Below are 19,421 nucleotides of genomic sequence, written 5' to 3'. Positions count from 1 at the left end.
TACCTAATGATAGCTTTTTTGAAAAATACCTTTAGAAGACCTTATCACCAAATTAGACATTATGTTGCGCCTCAAGGTCCAAAAGACTTTGATAGCGAAACATTACCACTAGTTGATAAGGATGTTTCTTTGGAACAAGTAATAAATAAAGTTAAAATTGAAGGGTCGTTGCCTTTTGATTTAAAAGAAAAGCTAGCATTCTGGAGAGAAAATGGTTTTGTGGTTCTTGAAAATGTTTTGCCGACCCAATGGTTAGATAATCTTTGGAATGAAGTTGAAGAAACCATCGAGAATCATGAGAAGTATGATATGACAGCTTTGGTATATCAATTTAATAATACTAAGGATGCCAAGCTAAAGGATATACCAAAAGATAAGTTGAAAAGCATAGGTGCTCGTATTAATGATTACCACAATGCTTCGATTGGAGCCAAAAAAGTAATGACTCATCCCAATATTGTAGCCTTTTTGCGTGCCGTATTGGATAATGATCTTACTGCTTTTCAAAGTTTAATCTTTAAGTATAGTAGTCAACAAAGTACACATCAGGATTATCCTTGGGTAACATCGGGTGTTCCGAGCCATTTAGCTGCTGCTTGGATTCCCCTAGAAGATGTACACCCTGATTCTGGTCCTTTGTTCTATTATCCTGGCTCTCATAAATTGCCAAAGTTTCATTTTGGAGTTACAGGTATTTTGTACAAACATGGTTTGTCGCTGTTTAGCCCTGATCAATTTGGTAAGTATTTGGATAAAATATGCGCCAAGTTCGGAATTCAAAAGAAAGTACTTTTGATTAAAAAGGGTGATATTTTGATTTGGCACGGAGCATTAGCACATGGCGGAAGTCGTATCAATAATGCTGAAATGACACGCAAGTCATTTGTTTGCCATTATTCAACAGTACAGGCGCAACCTAAGCACCGTGCAGAAACTAAAGATGTGTCTCAGACAAGCTATTATAATGGGGTAGCAATCTATGCAAACCCTGCAAATTTGGCACAAGAAGATATTATTTCACAAGGAAAAGATTGGACAGAATAAGCACTTTTTACTTTTCTTGAAAATAACATTTCATGCTTTAATGTATTTTTTAATCACATGAAAATATTAACCCAACATATTGATGTACCTGGTATTGAAACCATCGACGTTTATCGTAAGCATGGTGGATATTCAGCGGTAGAAAAAGCCATCAAGACAATGGCGCCAGATGAAGTAACTGAAGAAGTGAAAAAATCAGGTTTGCGTGGTCGTGGAGGTGCAGGTTTTCCTGTAGGAATGAAATGGTCATTTTTGGCTAAACCAGAGGGTGTACCTCGCTATTTGGTTTGTAATGCCGACGAATCAGAGCCTGGTACGTTCAAAGACCACTATTTGATGATGAAGTCTCCACATACCTTAATCGAAGGTATGATTGTATCTTCTTATGCTTTGGGAGCCAATACTTCATACATCTATGTGCGTGGTGAGTTGATGTATGTGATTAACATCCTAGAAAAAGCGATTCAAGAAGCTTATGATAAAGGATTGTTAGGTAAAAACATCTTAGGTTCAGGTTATGATCTAGACCTTTTTGTACAACCTGGTGGTGGTGCCTATATCTGTGGTGAAGAAACAGCTTTGCTAGAGTCTTTGGAAGGTAAACGTGGTAATCCACGTAATAAGCCTCCTTTTCCTGCGGTAAAAGGTTTGTATCAGTGCCCAACCGTAGTTAATAACGTAGAATCTATTGCCGCTACTTCTTGGATTGTAAACAACGGCGGTGAAGAATATGCTAAAATAGGCGTAGGACGTAGTGCAGGTACCAAATTGATTTCGGTTTCTGGACATGTACGCAAACCTGGCGTTTATGAAATTCCACTAGGTATTACGGTAGAGGATTTTATCTATTCTGACGAATGGTGTGGAGGTATTCGTGATGGACACAAGCTCAAGGCTGTTGTAGCGGGAGGTTCGTCAGTACCCATCTTACCAGCAGAATTAATCTTGAAAACAACCAACGGTGAAAATCGTTTGATGACTTACGAATCGTTATCTGATGGTGGTTTTGCTACAGGTACAATGTTAGGGTCAGGTGGTTTTATCGTAATGGACGAAACTACTTGTATCGTACATAATACGTTAACATTTGCTCGTTTTTACCATCATGAATCATGTGGACAATGTTCTCCATGTCGTGAAGGTACAGGCTGGATGGATAAAGTAATTCATCGTATTGAGCATGGCAAAGGTCGTATGGAAGACATTGATTTGTTGGTTGATGTTGCGAAGAAAATCGAAGGAAATACCATTTGTCCATTAGGAGATGCAGCAGCATGGCCAGTGGCAGCAGCCATCCGTCACTTCCGTGATGAGTTTGAATGGCACGTAAAACATCCAGAAGAAGCTACAAAGCCTGGTGCGGTGTTTATGCGTGAAGGTGCTAGTTGGACATTGTAAGATTTGCCCATATTTTTCTATTAATAAGTCTTTTTAAATTTGATTATTTAAGGCAAAACCTTCAAATTCTCAAATCTTCAAATAAGAGAACAATGAAAGTAACTATTGATAACATCACTATTGAGGTAGAACCGGGTACCACTATTATGCAGGCGGCTCGTCAAATCGGTGCGCATGTTGCCCCTCCAGCGATGTGTTACTACGAACCACTCAAGGGTTCGGGTGGTAAATGCCGCGCTTGTTTGGTGAAAGTAACTGCAGGTTCTGAAAAAGACCCTCGTCCAATGCCAAAATTAGTACCTTCTTGTATTACTCAAGTTCAGGATGGTATGATTGTGGAAAACACAACCAGTCCACAAGTGCTTGAGGCTCGTAAAGGTGTAGTAGAATTCTTATTGTTGAATCACCCTCTTGATTGCCCTGTGTGTGACCAAGCCGGGGAGTGCCACTTACAAGATTTTACTTTCGAACATGGTGTTTCTAAAACTCGTACCATCGAAGAACGTAACACTTTCGAACCACAGGATTTAGGTCCATATATTCAATTGAATATGAACCGTTGTGTGCTTTGCTATCGTTGCGTGTACACAGCAGACCAAGTTACTGAAGGACGTGTTCATGGGGTAATGCACCGTGGTGACCATGCCGAAATTAGTACTTATATCGAGAAAGCGATTGATAACGATTTTTCAGGAAACGTGATTGATGTTTGTCCAGTAGGTGCTTTGACTGATAAAACGTATCGTTTCAAAAACCGTGTATGGTTTACTAAGCCTGTAGATGCTCACTGTGATTGTGGTAAATGCTCAGGAAAAGTAACTTTATGGTATCGTGGCGATGAAGTAATTCGTGTAACTGCTCGTAAAAATGAGTGGGGTGAAGTACAAGACTTTATCTGTAATACTTGTCGTTTTGAACGTAAGAAAACTTCTGATTGGACTATCGAAGGCCCAATGAAAGTAGCTCGTCATTCTGTGATTTCAGCGAATAAATATGGTGCAAGCTCTATCAAACCTGCTTTCCCATTGAAGCAAGCTGCTGAACAGTATAAGCAAATTGACGATAATCGTGATCGTTCATTTTTGGAACCACAAAAGCAGTTGAAATAATTTTTGTCGCTACTGTCAACAGTAGTCAATAGCACTAATATTGTATATTCATGGAACTTACATCCACAGTATTTACCGCAAAAGCCATATATGTAGGTGTTATCTTTGCTATCACCTTGGGCGTAGCAGCGTACTCTACTTATTTCGAGCGTATTTTTGCTGCCTTCTTTCAAGACCGTGTTGGTCCAGATAGAGCGGGACCATTTGGTATCTTACAGCCTCTTGCCGATGCTGTAAAGATGTTTATGAAAGAAGATTTTATTCCTGCTAATTCAAGTAAATGGCTCTTTATTCTAGGCCCATGTTTGTCTATGTTTACAGCACTTATGACTTCTGCTGTAATTCCTTTTGGCGATACTATTGACTTAGGTAATGGTGTGAAATTTGACTTGCAAGGTATCGATGTAAACATCGGTATTTTGTGGGTATTTGGTATCGTATCTCTTGGTGTTTATGGTATCTTAGTAGGTGGTTGGGCATCTAACAACAAGTACTCTTTATTGGGAGCTATCCGTGCGGCTTCGCAAAATATCTCTTACGAATTAGCAATGGGTCTTTCAATCATCTCTATCTTGATGATGACAGGTTCTTTGTCAACCAAAGCAATCGTTGAAGCGCAACAAAATGGACACTGGAATATCCTTTACCAACCAGTAGGGTTTATTCTTTTTATTATTTGTGCTTTTGCAGAGTGTAATCGTACTCCATTTGACTTACCTGAATGTGAAACTGAATTGATTGGTGGTTACCATACAGAGTATTCTTCAATGAAATTAGGTTTCTATTTGTTTGCAGAATACATCAACATGTTTGTTTCAGGCGCAGTAATGGCTACTTTGTATTTTGGAGGTTATGACTATCCATTCTACGAAACAGTAGTCAATTCATTTGGCGAAAATGTTGCAAACTTTATTGGTTTCGGCGCATTAATCGGAAAAGCATTATTCTTTGTGTTTGTGTTCATGTGGGTTCGTTGGACATTACCACGTTTCCGTTATGACCAATTGATGAACTTAGGCTGGACAGGCTTGATTCCAATCGCCATGTTCAATGTAGTATGGACGGGTCTTATCATTTTGTTACCAGCTGAATTTAATTTGTCAAGCTTGGCCTCAATCGGTATCGCCATTGCAGGTATTCCTGTTTTGGTTGTAGGTTTGTTTATTTATCACTCGATTGCTGGAGGAAAGAAAAAGAAAACAGCATTGGCTCGTTAATCCCCAATAGCCTTCAATATCCCAACTTTTACTGACTTAGTATGAAATTAAGTAATAGAACGAAAGTATTAGAACAAGAAGAATTGACGCTAGCAGAGCGTATATATTTGCCAGCGATTGCAGGTGGGATGTTAACTACCCTCAAGCACTTCTTTCAAAAGCCAGTAACAATTCGTTATCCTGAGCAAAAAAGATATTTAGGTCCTATATTTCGTGGGCACCATATCTTGAAAAGAGATCAAAACGGAGCAGAACGCTGTACAGCTTGTGGTCTTTGTGCCGTAGCTTGTCCTGCCGAAGCAATCTCTATGGTAGCCGAAGAACGTAAAAAAGGAGAAGAAACTTTGTACCGCGAAGAGAAATACGCTAAAGTATATGAAATCAATATGCTTCGTTGTATCTTCTGTGGACTTTGCGAAGAAGCTTGTCCTAAAGAGGCTATTTTCTTACGCCATGACAAAATGGTACCTGTTTTCAACGACCGTAACGAAGTAATTTTCGGTAAAGATAAACTCGTAGAAAAAATGGATGACCGTTATCTACGTGATGGTTGGAAATAAGAAACATTTATAGATTTAACAGCAGAAGGTATTTTTACCTGTTTAAATTCGAAAAATATGCAATTTTGGTACTTTCTTACAGCCCTTACGTTAATTAGTGCGTTGATGGTTGTACTTTCCAAAAACCCAATTCACAGTGTATTGTATTTGGTGTTTACGTTCTTTTGTATTTCAGGACACTATGTATTGCTCAACGCGCAGTTCTTGATGGCGGTTAATATCATCGTTTATGCTGGAGCTATTATGGTATTGTTCTTGTTTGTAATCATGATGCTCGATCTACGACGAAACTCCCCTGATTCGAAAACTAACTTAACAAAGTTGGCTGGGGCTGTTGTAGGTGGTACTGTCTTAGTAATTTTTATTGCAGCAACACGCAAAATCAATCTAGGTACAGGTGCTGATAATGCTTTATATGATTCTCAAACGGGTATGGTTGAGAATTTAGGTAAGCTCTTATATCGCAATTATCTTCTTCCTTTTGAGTTAGTATCAATCTTGTTCTTTGTAGCAATGGTGGGTGCAGTAATGCTAGGTAAGAGAGAAGCAGGAGAAAGAAATTTCTAAATTTTAGATATATCAACAAAAAAGGGAGCTTTCGGCTCCCTTTTTTGTTGATATATCTTTTAATAAAATGTTAAGTTATAGTCTAAAATTCTAGAAATCATATCCAATCGAGAATCCTGTTACATTGGCTTTGGTAGAAGGTTGTGTAACACCTTTCAATGAGTCTGTAGAGCCTAAGTTAAGTCTTTCATACCGAATCTTTATCGTAAGCTTTTTCATCTTTGCAGAAGCCTCTATTGAAGGCGATAAGTGCTTAGACAAGTTAAATTCAGTATTAGGAGCAGTAAGGTTTTTTTCATCTGTTTTGAGCTTTGATAAAGCTGGATAGCTAACACCTATTCTTAAAGTTAATTTGACTTTTGATTTAGAGGTATAATTCAATTTTGCACCAAGACTTGGGGAGAGAAACTTATATTTTTCTTCAAAAACTGTTTGTTCTCCTTCCTGTCCATATATCAATGAACGGCTCCACATTTTGCCTTCTAAACCGATAAATGGCTCTATGCTTATTTTTGAGGTATCACTAAGTTTGAAAGGAACACCTGCATCTATATTAGCATAAAAACCAGAGAGGTTAGCCTTTGGTTGATTATAAAGCGGATTAATACTAGCAGAGTAGGGCGGAGCTGTTTTATAATCACTAAAATTTATGCTTAAGGCGTTTCCACTTGACTGCGTTGCATAAGGTTTATTGATATTTTTATAAGCCCCTAAATCCAAATTGATATTTAGCTTGCTTGAGGGTTTTAGCTCAAACTTTATTCCTGCTTTTCCTGTCGTATAATTTTCAATCCAGTTAAACTGTTCAATAGATACTTGAGGTGTGATAGTCAATGGCTTTGAATCATCCACGGACTGAGCAATTGTGCCTGTACTTGCACCTCCCAGTAGTAAACTTACGAGTAAAGCCTTTTTCATGAATGTATAATTTGTTTGAATATGTAAAAAATTAGGTCAGTAATTGACGCTCAACTAGGTACGATTCTGTACGTATACTTTATTATAACACAAAGTTGGAGAAAATATTTGATACTTTGTGTTAAAAATTCTTAAGTGTAGATATAGATATTGATTTTGGTTAGAATGATTCTGTATAGCCAGTTGAAAAGCCACTCCAAATTTGGAAACACAGGCGATAATCCTTAGTTTTACTATAGTTATCAATAAACCATTTTGTTGTCTTATAACCGTGCAAAACAAGCGGTATAGGCATTTTAATTTATATTTCCGTAGGGAAAATTACATCAAAACCAAATAAGTATATTGGAGCCGTCAAACAATAATCTATTGGGAAAAAAGTTAGCTGTTTACTCTGATCATTTGTCTATGTATGACCAGTATGGAGCACTAGCTTATGGGGTAATTCTTCAAATTATTCCAAACGAACAACTAGCACAGGAGGTGCTGGTATCGTTATTTAGTTCTATATCCTTGCAAGGATGTAATGAAAATGTGGTGAATAAAACTATTTGTATTATACGTAATGCAAGAGCAAAAGCTGTTGAATATAAAACAAAATATGCAAGTTCGACTTCACCTCCTATTAACGAAAACCTAGTTTCGGAGGATGCCATTCCAAAACTAGTGTTTGACTTATCGTTTAGACAAGGCTTAAAGCCTGAAGTGATTGCCGAAAAACTCAATATCTCAAGAGAAAGAGTATTGAAGGCTTTCAACGAGTATTTTAAACTATTTCGTTAATCCTAATTTTGAACTAAATTGAATACGCAAACATACATAGAAAGTGGTGTTCTGGAAGCATATCTGTTGGGTGTGGCTAATGAGTCAGAGCAACAACAGGTAGAGCAATATGCCTATGAATTTCCAGAAATTGCCGATGCCTTAAGCCAACTGAGCGTTACCATAAATCAGCATTTTATGGTACAAGCCGTACCACCTCCCCCAGTTATTCGTGATAGATTGAAATATAAAGAAGAAACGAATGACCTCAAAAAATGGGAGTTTACAGAACAGGGAGGGCATCATGAAGAAAAACCTAAAGCAGATACAAGTTATCTGGAGGTGGAATACGATAATACACACATCAAAGTGCATAAATTTTGGCGACCAGCCTTCATTGCGGTATTTGTGTTGTCAAAGATATTTTTGGTTTTGGCTGTGTACTTTTATTTCAAAGCAGAGTCTTTGATAAAAGAAAACACCAAGCTTCAGCAAGAAATTGAAACAAAGGTAAATCGTTAGTAAAAGAAACACCTGCCCAGAAAATCCAGACAGGTGTCGTTCACTAACCATTTATATATGATCTTTATTTAGAGGTTAAATCACCTGTCTTCCCAAGGACAGGTGATTTTTTTATTTTTCAAATTTCAAATTCATTTATTTATTTTACGCCGTCTTGTTGCCCACGAGCTACAGCTTTATCTCCCACAAGTTTGCCGTATTTCAATCCATATTCACAATCCATACGGTAGTGAATACCTCCCATCAAACGTGACATAGATGCTTCTGAAGCCATATCATTGAATTTGCTTGCATCCGTCGGGAACAAATATCCTAATACTGTAGCTGCTGCCGCAGAAAATGTTGAGTGACCTGACGAATAAGCAGGAAAGTTTGGTACTCCTGTCAGGGTCTTAATACTTGGGTCAGCTTGACTAGGACGAGGAAAGTAATAGTATGTTTTAGTGTACCAACAACTAATCGCAGCGTCCATCATGGCTGTATTCAATAAGGCAAGGTTGCGTGCTGCACGGAACTCAGATTGTTTTTCTGCTACAATATATTTTTCTGCAATCGCATTCCAGTGACCTGGAGGCGTATAAGTTCCCGCTCCATCTGCCCAGAAATGTACGATAGCGATATTTTCACGAGTAGCTTTGGTAGTAACATACTCCTTTACCTCTGCTACTTGCTTTTTGAACTCCGCAGAATTGTAAGAGAGTGGAGGATACTGAATACTCAATTGCTGTAACTCAGGGTTGGTCATGTTCCAAGGTTTAACATTACCAAAGAATGGAAGCATTGGTGGACGAGGAGCATCTTCTAAAGATTTCCAAGCTACTTCACCTTTTTCTTCAACTCTTTTTGAAAGACTATCCCATTGTGCTTTTACTCCAATAGCATTACGCATACCATCTGAACTGTAACGAGCTAGAATTTTGGTCACAATTGCTTTTCCTAGTTTTTCTCCTGCCTCAATATCTGAGCGAGTAGACGCACCAGCCCAAAGCTTAAACCATTTTTGCTCTTCTTTCTTTTTGTAAAGGAACAAAGTATCTTCTGTAGAAGGGAAAAGACGTTTCAAGAATTCATACGAAACGGCTGCCATTACTGCATCTTCAGATGGATACGAAGGAAGAGTAGATTTGCTTACAATAACAGGAGTAATGCTAGCATCTACCTGATAAGGTGCTTTTCTTTTGTATTGCTGTTTGTAAGCCATAGCCGCAATCAATGCATCATATTGTGCCACAGATACATACGCATACGAGCGTGATGCATAAGGAGGGTTGGCAAATGGAAATATCGGATCAGCATTAGGGTTTGCCGAATTCGGAATCGGATATTCACCTGTGGCATTTTCGGCAGGAGGAAGGTTACGCTTCGCCACCAAACTACGCATAATCTGATTCCAGCGCAAAATGCCGCCGCCAGCCCAATAACGAATAGCCAAACGTTGATCATCGCTGATATTTCCCATGGCTGTTTTTACTTCCTGAAGCTCCTTTTGGTAGTTCGCCGAACTTACATCTTCGGGTGCTGTCAATGCTACTTCTGTAGCTGTTTGTAAAATATATGGTTTCCAAGTTCCAGCATCAGCGTCAACTTTTGTTGGAACAAGGGTATCTAATTCGGTACCGTCTCTTTCTAAGCTTTTTTCACAAGCCCAAATAACTGCTAATGCTGCCGTTGCTGCAATTAGTTTTTTTATAGATAAAAATGAAGATTTCATGATTCAAGAATTATAATTTTAAAGAGAATAAAAAAAGTCATCAATGTTTTGATAAACTATCTATGCATACACTGATTTATTAATGACCACTTTTATGCTCATCTGTCGACATATTACCTGCATGGTTAGTATCTCCTGGACGACAAATTGGCCCAGTTGGGATACCGCCACCTCCTTTATTTTTACGTAAGTCAATATATTGAAGAATACTGATAGAGAAAGTTGTAGATTTTCCTACGTTTCTACCTGCAACTACCTGTCCGATAGTCCCCATAATTTGTAAGTCTTTCAATTGTGGAATGCGATACGCTGCCACCAAGCCAATACGAGTTAAGTCCATTTTAGCACACAAACCTGGCATATCATTTCTACGAATGTCAATATCACCATTTACGATATTTTGCTCGTAAGTAGCTTCCAATTGCCAACGATATGAATAGTGACCAAACTTAGCTCCCAAGTTTACTACATCTGGCATCATCATTTCATTAGTGAAGTATGCTTGGTCAGAAAAGTACATCTCACGGTCGACACGAACATTACTACGATGAATATAAGCGCCTTGAGCTGTAAGCGCCAATTCGTGAGGAAGTGTGTAATACAAAATTCCACGAGCAAATACTGTCTTACTTTGCATACCTATCGACAATGGCAAGAAGTCAGCAACATAATTGTTTGTAGGAAGAGAACCACCCACAGAGCCAATTACTGACAAGTTCTTGATTTGAGCGAGTCTATATTTCAACGCTAGCGTAAGGTCTTGTACTCCACTCATGCCTTTCAAAGTACCTTTTGTTGCCTCGGTTTTCACATACGGAAGCATAAAAAGAACATTAAAACGGTCTGAAATACCATAGTTACCCATGGCCGTAATAGTTTGGGTATTTACATTACCTAAGTTTTTATTTTCTCTGAAAAGGGTTCCTTCCCAGTATTTATTCCATGTGTCATGTGTATAGCCAATTCCACCACAAAAATTATTTTTTGCCATGAAAATACCATCTGTCATATTTTGTGCAAAAAGCGATGAGCTAAATGCAAGAATGCTTGATACGAGTAATAGTCTAAATTTCATACTGTTATATATAAATTGGAATTTTGCTATCAAAATAGTTCGTAATTGGGTCATAGGGTGCATCAAAAAGAGCACCCCGACCGGTCTAAATAGAGTTTAGAAGCGATGAGAAAGGGTTGCCGAAATAAAGTAATCCGCAAAAGCAGCATCGCCATGCTTACCGTATTTCAAGTCAGCTACACTCTGGATTCTGTTGCGAGTAGTAGCTATAGGTACTGTGAGAGCAAAAGTGTTTTTTCCTTTTGAGTAAACAACACCAGGCTCTACTGAGATGATATAACCAGGACGGCGGAAGCCTTCGCTTTTGCCAAAAACGTCGTGTGCAGGAACACCCTCGATACGACCGCCAAAGCTTACCGCTAAACCAGCTTTTGGAAGTAGTGAATAACTAGCTCCAACGCGACCTGCAAATTGATCGGCTACAGAGTGATATACCACGATTTCATTTGCAGCGGCCTCTTTAGTTCCTGACGTTAAAGTATTGTTTACGTTACGTGGGTTGAATAAATAAAACCCGTTGAAATAAAGAACAGTCTTAGGAAGTATCTGCTGATAACCTTGAATTTCTAGGTTTGCGCCCCATCCGCCATCTCCAAGCTGAATCGATTGGTCTACGGCCTTAGTAAGTAGATACTCTTTTCCTTCTTTATCTAATTTATGAAACTGATCTTGCACATTCGAATTGCCAGTCGGTGCTTTTACACCAAGACCTAAAGCAATATTGCCTTTTGCATGATCTAATGGGTCTAATAACCAGTAAGTAGCTGTCAAACGCATATCACCAATACCTGTTGAGTGAGTATCAAAGTATTGTGTATTGGCAGCAGTGTTACCATAGTGTTCGTATTTAGATGCACGAACATTGACAGCAAATGGAATATTTAGAGCAAAACTTAAGCGGCTGTTGTAAGCATAAGAGATACCTAAATCAAATCCTTGAGAATCGTTGATTACTTCAGTATTGTTTAAGGCTCTTTGAGTTTGTTCTTCTGTACCCACAAAGTGTCTGTGAGAATGAAGGTTTCTAAACCCTAATGAAACCTGCCATTGGCCAGGTTGTAACATTGATGAAGAACTAGTACCACTACCAGTCGAGCAGCTCATGTGACGAACGGCTACACATCCTTGTGAAAAATTTTTAAAATTTATTAGAAAAATGCAAAAAAAGATAATTGCGATTGAGGAGAATTTTTTCATATAATGCTGAATTTAAGCGTTTTGTATGGACATAGGAGATCTGTTGGGTAAATTTTACCCAAAACAAATTATACAATAGCAATTGCTACTGCCAACAAATCGTACAAATTAGCATTGCCATGGAGGCGGCGATTGAGTATCTACAGAACGAGTTTCTGGTGTGAATAAATGAATGGTGTTGTGACGTGGTTGTACCCAGTCAATGACGAATACGATATGCTTCTTGTCAGAAGACATGTATTCCTTCAAGAAGTTTTTGAGTAATTGAGAAGATGATTTTTTGGAGAAGTCGCCAGCTTTGTCAGCCACATGCTCGTTGATATGCGAAGCAAGGTTGAAAAAGCGATCACGAGCAGATTGGTCTATTTTACAAACCGTATAAAGGGTATCATTGACTAATTTCTGAGAAATCATCTGATAATGAATATCTCCTTGTCGGATAGTACCACTTACCTTTTTATCTGTGCTCCAATCTGTTTGATAAGGAAGTGACAATGGCATTTTGAGAAGCACATAATCTTCTTTACCCGAAACAGGCTGAACCGTATGCGCAAACGAACTTTCGGCTCTATTGGTCTCAAACCAATAGACTACCGAATACCCCATCATGTTATACAGAAGGAGACCAACCAGTAATATGGAAAGAATACGTTTCAACGGATAGATATTTGCACAATGATTCTAGAACAAATTTACAGAAAAATATACCAAAAAAATCAGGGTAAAATTCGATTCTTAGGAATGTACAAGTTTTATAGGGAGCCTGAAGGAGATAAAAACTGTTTTGTCTGATTATTTTGATCATATAAAAGCCCCAATCAATTGTTATGATTAGGGCTTTTGAAAGAAAAATACATGCTAGATTATTTCAGGAAAGCTAAACTATTAACATTTCTGCCTATTTTTTTTCCTTCTTTTAACCCAACTTCATTATCTTGACGAGTATGAATTCCTCCATAAAAGCGTGACATAGCTGATTCGTCGGCAAATTCATAAAAGTTATTAAAGCTTCTTGCTTTGAATGGTGTACCTGTAGCAGCATCATTTCCTCGGCCTACGTGCGAATTGTCTACGAACTTAAAATTATTTCCATATACATACGTCAATACTTCGGCAGCAGCACCCGACTGTGTCGCATGGCCTGAAGAATAACCTGGAAAAGGTGGAGCTGGCCAAAATGGCTTCCATGAAGGATCTATGGCTCTTCTCACCATGGTGTAAGGGCGTTCGTTATTGAACAAAAATTTGCATTTCCAACAAAGAATAAAAGCATCGGCAACGGCGATTCCTGTGCGAGCAAATCCCTCAACAGCTTTTCCTAAAGTACTTTTTGAAGTTTTGGCCGCGATGTTGGCCAAGTTGTATGAATGTCCTGGTGGCGTAAAAGTCTCAACAGGGTTATCTGCCCACCAAACGGCAATTTCTTTTTCCTCAGAAGTTAAAGTTTTATTTTTGGTATAAACCTCAAGATATTGAGCAAAGTACTGTGATGTAATACTCGTTGAAAAAGCAATCGGTGCTGGAGGGACAAGTGTGGTATTTACAGGAACAAAAGTACGATTGTTGCCCCAAGTCGGTTGCATAGGAATTTTCTGTCCATTCTCGGTAGCCTGCCAAGCCCCAGGAAAAATAGGTACTATGTAGCTTGAAGGGAAATTACGCTTATATCCTTCATGCCCACCATCGGTTTTTGACCATTCGAAAATGGCATTAGCAATATTTTTTCCAAAAGTAACGGAGCGTTCGATTTCGTCTGTGTTTGAGCTACCTTTAAAATAGGCAGTCATTGCTGTTTCTAGCGAATCTATTTTTTTCTGATTATTGGAAGCTTGTGCTAAAGAGCTTTCGGTATAGAGCGCTTTTAAAATAGTAGCTTGTCCTGCATTGAGTGCCAATGCCCAGTTATAGCTTTTTCCAGATTCGATGGTAGGAAGTTTACTTAAATTAGAAAGTTGACCTGCTAAGGAGTTATGATCCAACAATCCTGGAACAATAGATTCGTACATCGTAAGTCCACCTAGTCCATAAGCTCGTGCAGCCACAGGGGGAGTGTAGCCACTTGTGCTTTTGGTTAAATTGAGCTGAAGCTCTGCCCAATTAGTGGCTATTTCATACGTAAAGGCATCGGCTGGGTTGGTCTTATTTGAAGGATTGACATCTGAGTTTTTAGAACATCCAGCAAGAAAGACTGAAAAGAGGCTAAGTACAAATAGCTGTTTGAGTACAGACAATCTGTAGTTGAGTAATTTTTTTTTCATTATATTTTTCAATAAGCTACTACTAAAAGCAGTGTGATTTGGATTCGGCGGTTGATTGCGTAAGTATTATTGTGCAAAAATAATGCCTAAGAACGCGTTGTTTTGATGATATAAATCAAAACGATGGTTTGGTAAATGTAACTTTCTAAGAAGATACACAAACGAAAAAATATACCGTTTTATGGAATAACTAAGGATTTCGACAAAATCTATGAGACATTCATTAATTTAGTATTGTTTTTAGTAAAGAAGACATCGTGCTTGTAAAAGCGAATCCTTAAGTTGTAAGTATTTTTAGAAATTTTTGAAATGAGACTTGACCAAGAAACCATAGAGCGAATTAAACAGGCTGCGCAGGTTGCAGATGTGATAGGCGACTATGTGTCGTTGAAGAAGAAAGGGGCGAATTTATGGGCTTGTTGTCCTTTTCATGGCGAAAAATCACCTTCTTTTTCCGTATCGCCAGCCAAGGGTATTTATAAGTGTTTTGGCTGTGGAAAAGCAGGAGACTCGGTGCGCTTTATTATGGACATCGAAGGTTTAGGGTATGGAGAAGCGCTTCGTCACCTTGCCAAAAAATATAATATAACTATTCAAGAATCTCCGTTGACGGATGAACAATTACAAGCACAAAATGCTCGTGAGAGTTTGTACATCGCCTTGAATTATGCCAAAAATTATTATCAAAATAACTTATTTCAACACGAAGAAGGGCAGTCGATAGGCTATCCGTATTTTAAAGAAAGAGGTTTTTCTGATAAAACGATCAAAGCTTTTGAGTTGGGGTATAGTCTTGATATTTGGGATGCTTTTACCAAAGATGCACTCAAAAATGGCTATAGTATTGATGTACTTGAAAAAGCGGGGTTGACAATTCGGAAGCCAGAAGAAAACAAAATGTTTGACCGATTTCGAAATCGTGTCATTTTCCCTATTCATAATGTATCGGGTAAAACGATTGCTTTTGGTGCGAGAATCCTTCGAGCTGACAAAAATCAACCTAAATATCTCAATTCTCCAGAAACCGAAGTTTATCACAAATCCAATATTCTTTACGGAATCTATCAAGCCAAAAATGCTATCCGTTCAAAGGATGTTTGTTATCTGGTGGAAGGATATACCGATGTGATTTCGTTGTACCAAGCAGGTATCGAAAACGTAGTGGCTTCTTCAGGGACATCCTTGACGATAGAGCAAATACGTTTGATTGCGAGATTTACGCAAAATATTACTGTTCTTTACGATGGTGACCCTGCGGGTATCAAAGCCTCACTGAGAGGAATGGACATGATTTTGGAGGAAGGCTTGAATGTAAAATTGGTAGTTTTTCCACAAGGAGAAGATCCCGATAGTTATGTTCAAAAAATTGGTTCTGATGCATTTGTGCAATATATCTCAGACCATTCGTCCGATTTTATTACTTTTAAAGCTGAATTATTCCTGAAAGAAGCAGGTAACGATCCATTCAAGCGTGCTGAGTTGATTAAGGATATGGTTGGAAGTATTTCCAGAATTCCAGACTCTATTAAGCGTTCGGTGTTTTTTCAAAAAACTGCGAGCTTGATGCAAATCGACGAAGGGTTATTGATTACAGAAAGCAATAAGCTAGCACTTGAAAAGGTTAAACAAAAAGAGAAAGACGCTCAAAGGGATAATAACCGCCAACGACTTCAAAGTGACTTGCCTTCGGGGATAACCTTATCGACTTCAACCAATAACGTGCCTGCCTTTGATGAAGGTATGATGAGCTTTTCGGAAGAGGATAATTTTGGGTACGAAGAGTTTGGAGGAGCACCAGCCACCGTGCTACCAACGCCTGAGCCTAGCCCTTTACCTCAGATATCGAACTATGCCACAACTTTACATGAACAAGAGTGTATTCGTTTATTGATCAATCATGGTACACGAGAGGTAGACCCAGCGGTAGCACCAGGAATTACCCTTATGCAATATGTCTTAGGGGAAATAGATGGTTTACAATTTAATACACCTATTTATCAGGAAATGCTGATGCTTTGTCGCCAGAAATTCCTCGAAGGTACGGTGGCAGATACTCAATACTTTTTATCCCATCCGATTGCAGAAATCCAATCCGAATCAATTAACCTAGTAGCAGAAAAGCACTCAGTTTCAGAAGCATGGTTGAGTAAGCATGAAATATTTGTACCAACTGAATTAGATAAACTGGCTGATATGGCCTATACGAATATCTTACGTTTGAAAAAATCATTTAATGACGATCATCTAAGTTCATTAATGAAGCAACTTGCACAAACCAAAGATCCTCAAGAACAAAATACTTTATTGATGCAATTTATGCAGGCCAAAGAAGTAGAGAAGCAAATTGCTAAAGAATTAGGAACTGTAGTAGTTCGATAAAAACATATTTTACATAACAGATCCTGTTAACAAATAATCGTTACCAACAATTTTAAACCGCTATTGGTCTATGAAAAAAACACTTTTTTTGGTGCGTCATGCACAAGCATCGAGCTCGGTAAGTCCAGATATATTTCGTCCACTCACACCCAGTGGAATGATTGATGCCGCACGCATGAGCAGACATTTGGCTGATAAGTTGACAGGAATTGAATTAATTCTTACCTCCAATTCAGAACGTACACGGATGACAACACAAGTTTTTTGTGAACAACTGAAGTTGGATGAAGGAATGATTCAAGAAGAGGCTTCTTTGTATGAAAGCACCCCCAAATATTATCTCGATGCTATTAATGCTATACCAGAGAACATTACAGTGGCAATGTTGGTAGGACATAATCCAAGTATCAGTTATTTTGCTGAATATCTAACACATGAAGATATCGGTTCAATGCCAACTTGTGCAGTCGTAGGAATGACTTTCGAGAATTTAACATGGGCAGAGGTATCCAAGAGAACAGGACACATGTTTATATATGATTCACCTGATTCGATTATTAGTATAACCTAAAACTTTGATATTAAAGAAGAGGTTTTCTTTATATCAAATCAATTTATAAAACCGAGTGATACGATGAATAAGAATCAAAAAATCCTTCGTTGGGTATTTGTTATTTTTACAACTATTGTCGTAATTCTGGCTATTGATATGGCTCGAAATACCACAGCACCGTGGAATAAGAAGAAACAACTTGTAAGGGCTTGGGGAGGAGATTCGACTAGTACCAGTACACAAACAGATACGGTTGCAAACACCAAGTAAGAGTCAATAAAAAAGGCTAAATCTCATAAGATTTAGCCTTTTTTATTTTTCAAAAGTCTTAATTATGCACCAGCAATAGTTTTGAATTCTTCAACATCGATAGCTTTTTTCTCAACTTTTACTTTTTCAACAATTACAGCAGCAATTTTATCTGCATATACTTGGTTGAACATATTCATAAAGTTGTCTTTCTTCGATTTGTCAGTCAAGTAACCGTTAGCGATACGCTCGATCATTTCTTCCATTTGAGCATCGCCAGGACCGTACATACCGAATTGACCACGAACCATATCTTTAGTTTTTTCGATTACCTCAGGGTAATCTACTTTTACTTCAAATTTGTCAGCGATTTCGTTTTTGATAAAGTTCCAACGAACGTCACGTTTTACAGCTTCGAAATCTGCTTCGATTTGTTCCATTGTAAATTTACCTTCGTTTACTTTCACCAACCACTCTTTCAAGAATTCTTCTGGAAGTTCGATAGAGATGTTTTCAAGAAGTGCTTTTTCAGCATCGATTCTCAACAAATACTCAGATTCACGAACGTAGTTAGATTCGATGATAGAAAGAATTTCTTTTCTGAATTCTTCTTCTGAAGATACTTTACCAGCACCTAATACTTTGTCGAACAACTCTTGGTTCAATTCAGCAACTCCTTGACGAGTGATATCTTCGATAGCGAAAGATACTTCACCAGCTAAAGCAGCTACATCATCACCTTTTTTATTAGTTGCTAAACCTTTTGATTTTTCGTCAACAAACACGTTGTCGATATCGAAAGTCAAAGTAGCACCTTTAGCAGCACCTACGAAAGTAGCTTTAGCTTCGTCTTTGATTGATTTTGTTGGAATAGCAGACTTTTCTGACCATTCACCTTGAGTAAAAGTTCCGAAAATCATATCGCCATCTTCAACTGATTCAGCGTGGATTTGCTCAGCAAATTGCTTTTTCAAGTTGTCGATAGTTTCTTCAACTTCTTTCTCAGTTGCTTGAATTTCGTAAGAAGTAACAGCAGGAATTGCGTCGAAATCTACAGTGAAATCACCAGCTAAACCTAACTCATAAGAGAATGTAAATTCTTTTTGAGTATTCCAGTCGATAGACTCTTGGTCTTCAACTACTGGCATTGGGTCGCCAACGATGTTCAATTTGTTTTCTTTGATATATTCTTGAACAGAACTACCCAACAAGTTGTTGATTTCTTCTAATAAAACAGATTTTCCGAACATTTTTTGTACAACAGTCATTGGTACAGTTCCAGGACGGAAACCTTTGATGTTAGCACGTTTACGGTAATCTTTAAGTGTTTTCTCAACTTGTGATTTGTAATCCTCCTCAACCAATGCTACGATAAGCTTGGCGTTTACGTTGCTACTTTTTTCGAGCGTAATGTTCATTTTCTTGAGATTTCTGATTTGCAATTAAGGATTGCGGCTTGATACTTGAAGGTGGATAATTTTTGAAAATCAAAAATTTACGTTTAAGTAATGCGAGAATGAGTCATCTCTGAAATGGAGGATATAGAAATGGATAGGCGCTGTATCTGTAGGCTGTCCTAAACTTTTCTACATTTTCGTTTACTTAAATGTGTAAATCTGATTCCGCAACCCGTGTATCCACAATCAAAAAAGCCCTCAAAACCTTGTCGGTTGAGAGGGCTTTGAGATAGTACGGGCGGAGGGACTCGAACCCCCATGCCTCGCGGCGCCAGATCCTAAGTCTGGTATGTCTACCAATTCCACCACGCCCGCTTGCGTTTTGGAGTTGCAAAATTAGTGAAGAGATTCGTCATTCCAAACTTTTTACGAAAAAAAAATGAAAATATTTTTTCTGTTTTTTGCTGTTTGTGTCGCAACTAATTGTCTTTCAGTTGATTGTTTT

The 19,421-nt window shown here is 38.2% G+C and carries 18 protein-coding genes and 1 tRNA gene; 11 read left to right on the top strand and 8 right to left on the bottom strand.

What is annotated here, in order from left to right; translation table 11 throughout:
* Positions 1-18 precede the first annotated feature (18 nt).
* The 6 genes from GVN22_RS14415 to GVN22_RS14390 all read left to right on the top strand — a co-directional run bounded on the left by GVN22_RS14415 (position 19) and on the right by GVN22_RS14390 (position 5,895).
* Positions 19-1,044 carry a phytanoyl-CoA dioxygenase family protein gene (locus GVN22_RS14415; RefSeq protein ID WP_166551712.1) on the top strand — a complete coding sequence of 342 codons (1,026 nt, stop codon included), beginning with the start codon at positions 19-21 and terminating at the stop codon, positions 1,042-1,044.
* Positions 1,045-1,101: 57 nt separating this feature from the next.
* A complete protein-coding gene (nuoF, locus tag GVN22_RS14410; RefSeq protein ID WP_095161397.1) occupies positions 1,102-2,442 on the top strand; it encodes an NADH-quinone oxidoreductase subunit NuoF in 1,341 nt (446 codons plus the stop codon).
* 92 nt (positions 2,443-2,534) lie between these two features.
* Positions 2,535-3,551, top strand: coding sequence for a 2Fe-2S iron-sulfur cluster-binding protein (locus GVN22_RS14405; protein WP_166551711.1), 1,017 nt, complete (start codon positions 2,535-2,537; stop codon positions 3,549-3,551).
* A gap of 50 nt (positions 3,552-3,601) precedes the next feature.
* Positions 3,602-4,768, top strand: coding sequence for an NADH-quinone oxidoreductase subunit NuoH (gene nuoH, locus GVN22_RS14400; RefSeq protein WP_166551710.1), 1,167 nt, complete (start codon positions 3,602-3,604; stop codon positions 4,766-4,768).
* 41 nt (positions 4,769-4,809) lie between these two features.
* Positions 4,810-5,328: an NADH-quinone oxidoreductase subunit I gene (locus GVN22_RS14395; protein WP_166551709.1), complete on the top strand. Its 519-nt coding sequence runs from the start codon at positions 4,810-4,812 to the stop codon at positions 5,326-5,328.
* Between the two features lie 57 nt (positions 5,329-5,385).
* Positions 5,386-5,895, top strand: a complete 510-nt coding sequence (locus tag GVN22_RS14390) for an NADH-quinone oxidoreductase subunit J (RefSeq protein WP_166551708.1) — start codon at positions 5,386-5,388, stop codon at positions 5,893-5,895.
* Between the two features lie 90 nt (positions 5,896-5,985).
* Here GVN22_RS14390 and GVN22_RS14385 read toward each other — a convergent pair whose 3' ends face one another.
* Complete coding sequence (locus tag GVN22_RS14385; RefSeq protein ID WP_166551707.1) at positions 5,986-6,813, bottom strand: hypothetical protein; 828 nt, start codon at positions 6,811-6,813, stop codon at positions 5,986-5,988.
* A 369-nt stretch (positions 6,814-7,182) separates the two neighbouring features.
* Here GVN22_RS14385 and GVN22_RS14380 point away from each other — a divergent pair, with 369 nt between their 5' ends.
* Complete coding sequence (locus tag GVN22_RS14380; protein ID WP_166551706.1) at positions 7,183-7,596, top strand: hypothetical protein; 414 nt, start codon at positions 7,183-7,185, stop codon at positions 7,594-7,596.
* Positions 7,597-7,614: 18 nt separating this feature from the next.
* Positions 7,615-8,097 (top strand): hypothetical protein, encoded by a 483-nt coding sequence (locus tag GVN22_RS14375; RefSeq protein WP_166551705.1) that lies wholly within the window; start codon positions 7,615-7,617, stop codon positions 8,095-8,097.
* A 139-nt stretch (positions 8,098-8,236) separates the two neighbouring features.
* On the opposite strand, the gene GVN22_RS14370 is transcribed toward GVN22_RS14375, so the two are convergent.
* From GVN22_RS14370 to GVN22_RS14350, 5 genes are all read right to left on the bottom strand, one after another.
* Positions 8,237-9,808 carry a phosphatase PAP2 family protein gene (locus GVN22_RS14370; protein WP_166551704.1) on the bottom strand — a complete coding sequence of 524 codons (1,572 nt, stop codon included), beginning with the start codon at positions 9,806-9,808 and terminating at the stop codon, positions 8,237-8,239.
* 79 nt (positions 9,809-9,887) lie between these two features.
* The gene (locus GVN22_RS14365) at positions 9,888-10,883 is read right to left on the bottom strand and encodes a transporter (protein ID WP_166551703.1); all 996 of its coding nucleotides are present in this window, start codon (positions 10,881-10,883) and stop codon (positions 9,888-9,890) included.
* A 96-nt stretch (positions 10,884-10,979) separates the two neighbouring features.
* A complete protein-coding gene (locus GVN22_RS14360; protein WP_205690903.1) occupies positions 10,980-11,948 on the bottom strand; it encodes a hypothetical protein in 969 nt (322 codons plus the stop codon).
* 240 nt (positions 11,949-12,188) lie between these two features.
* Positions 12,189-12,737: a hypothetical protein gene (locus tag GVN22_RS14355; protein ID WP_166551701.1), complete on the bottom strand. Its 549-nt coding sequence runs from the start codon at positions 12,735-12,737 to the stop codon at positions 12,189-12,191.
* A gap of 206 nt (positions 12,738-12,943) precedes the next feature.
* Positions 12,944-14,338 (bottom strand): vanadium-dependent haloperoxidase, encoded by a 1,395-nt coding sequence (locus GVN22_RS14350; protein ID WP_166551700.1) that lies wholly within the window; start codon positions 14,336-14,338, stop codon positions 12,944-12,946.
* 309 nt (positions 14,339-14,647) lie between these two features.
* Between GVN22_RS14350 and dnaG the strand changes: the two genes are divergently transcribed.
* The 3 genes from dnaG to GVN22_RS14335 all read left to right on the top strand — a co-directional run bounded on the left by dnaG (position 14,648) and on the right by GVN22_RS14335 (position 17,540).
* Positions 14,648-16,717 carry a DNA primase gene (dnaG, locus tag GVN22_RS14345; protein WP_166551699.1) on the top strand — a complete coding sequence of 690 codons (2,070 nt, stop codon included), beginning with the start codon at positions 14,648-14,650 and terminating at the stop codon, positions 16,715-16,717.
* 70 nt (positions 16,718-16,787) lie between these two features.
* Positions 16,788-17,288: a histidine phosphatase family protein gene (locus GVN22_RS14340; RefSeq protein ID WP_166551698.1), complete on the top strand. Its 501-nt coding sequence runs from the start codon at positions 16,788-16,790 to the stop codon at positions 17,286-17,288.
* A 63-nt stretch (positions 17,289-17,351) separates the two neighbouring features.
* Positions 17,352-17,540 carry a hypothetical protein gene (locus tag GVN22_RS14335; RefSeq protein ID WP_166551697.1) on the top strand — a complete coding sequence of 63 codons (189 nt, stop codon included), beginning with the start codon at positions 17,352-17,354 and terminating at the stop codon, positions 17,538-17,540.
* Between the two features lie 62 nt (positions 17,541-17,602).
* On the opposite strand, the gene GVN22_RS14330 is transcribed toward GVN22_RS14335, so the two are convergent.
* Both GVN22_RS14330 and GVN22_RS14325 read right to left on the bottom strand, forming a co-directional pair.
* The gene (locus GVN22_RS14330) at positions 17,603-18,937 is read right to left on the bottom strand and encodes a trigger factor (RefSeq protein ID WP_166551696.1); all 1,335 of its coding nucleotides are present in this window, start codon (positions 18,935-18,937) and stop codon (positions 17,603-17,605) included.
* A 272-nt stretch (positions 18,938-19,209) separates the two neighbouring features.
* Positions 19,210-19,291 (bottom strand) — tRNA-Leu (locus GVN22_RS14325).
* Between the last annotated feature and the right edge of the window lie 130 nt (positions 19,292-19,421).

The organism is Cellulophaga sp. BC115SP (genome assembly GCF_009905545.1).
In the GTDB taxonomy this organism is placed as follows: domain Bacteria; phylum Bacteroidota; class Bacteroidia; order Cytophagales; family Spirosomataceae; genus Flectobacillus; species Flectobacillus rivi.
The sequence above is the reverse complement of the archived record's forward strand: the minus strand, read 5'-3'. Positions and strand labels throughout refer to the sequence as shown.

Coding starts and splice junctions, on each gene's coding strand:
- GVN22_RS14390 (WP_166551708.1), top strand. CDS start 5,386: ATGCAATTTTGGTACTTTCTTACAGCCCTTACGTTAATTAGTGCGTTG.
- GVN22_RS14335 (WP_166551697.1), top strand. CDS start 17,352: ATGAATAAGAATCAAAAAATCCTTCGTTGGGTATTTGTTATTTTTACA.
- dnaG (WP_166551699.1), top strand. CDS start 14,648: ATGAGACTTGACCAAGAAACCATAGAGCGAATTAAACAGGCTGCGCAG.
- GVN22_RS14405 (WP_166551711.1), top strand. CDS start 2,535: ATGAAAGTAACTATTGATAACATCACTATTGAGGTAGAACCGGGTACC.
- GVN22_RS14385 (WP_166551707.1), bottom strand. CDS start 6,813: ATGAAAAAGGCTTTACTCGTAAGTTTACTACTGGGAGGTGCAAGTACA.
- GVN22_RS14330 (WP_166551696.1), bottom strand. CDS start 18,937: ATGAACATTACGCTCGAAAAAAGTAGCAACGTAAACGCCAAGCTTATC.
- nuoH (WP_166551710.1), top strand. CDS start 3,602: ATGGAACTTACATCCACAGTATTTACCGCAAAAGCCATATATGTAGGT.
- nuoF (WP_095161397.1), top strand. CDS start 1,102: ATGAAAATATTAACCCAACATATTGATGTACCTGGTATTGAAACCATC.
- GVN22_RS14365 (WP_166551703.1), bottom strand. CDS start 10,883: ATGAAATTTAGACTATTACTCGTATCAAGCATTCTTGCATTTAGCTCA.
- GVN22_RS14370 (WP_166551704.1), bottom strand. CDS start 9,808: ATGAAATCTTCATTTTTATCTATAAAAAAACTAATTGCAGCAACGGCA.
- GVN22_RS14350 (WP_166551700.1), bottom strand. CDS start 14,338: ATGAAAAAAAAATTACTCAACTACAGATTGTCTGTACTCAAACAGCTA.
- GVN22_RS14340 (WP_166551698.1), top strand. CDS start 16,788: ATGAAAAAAACACTTTTTTTGGTGCGTCATGCACAAGCATCGAGCTCG.
- GVN22_RS14395 (WP_166551709.1), top strand. CDS start 4,810: ATGAAATTAAGTAATAGAACGAAAGTATTAGAACAAGAAGAATTGACG.
- GVN22_RS14360 (WP_205690903.1), bottom strand. CDS start 11,948: ATGTTACAACCTGGCCAATGGCAGGTTTCATTAGGGTTTAGAAACCTT.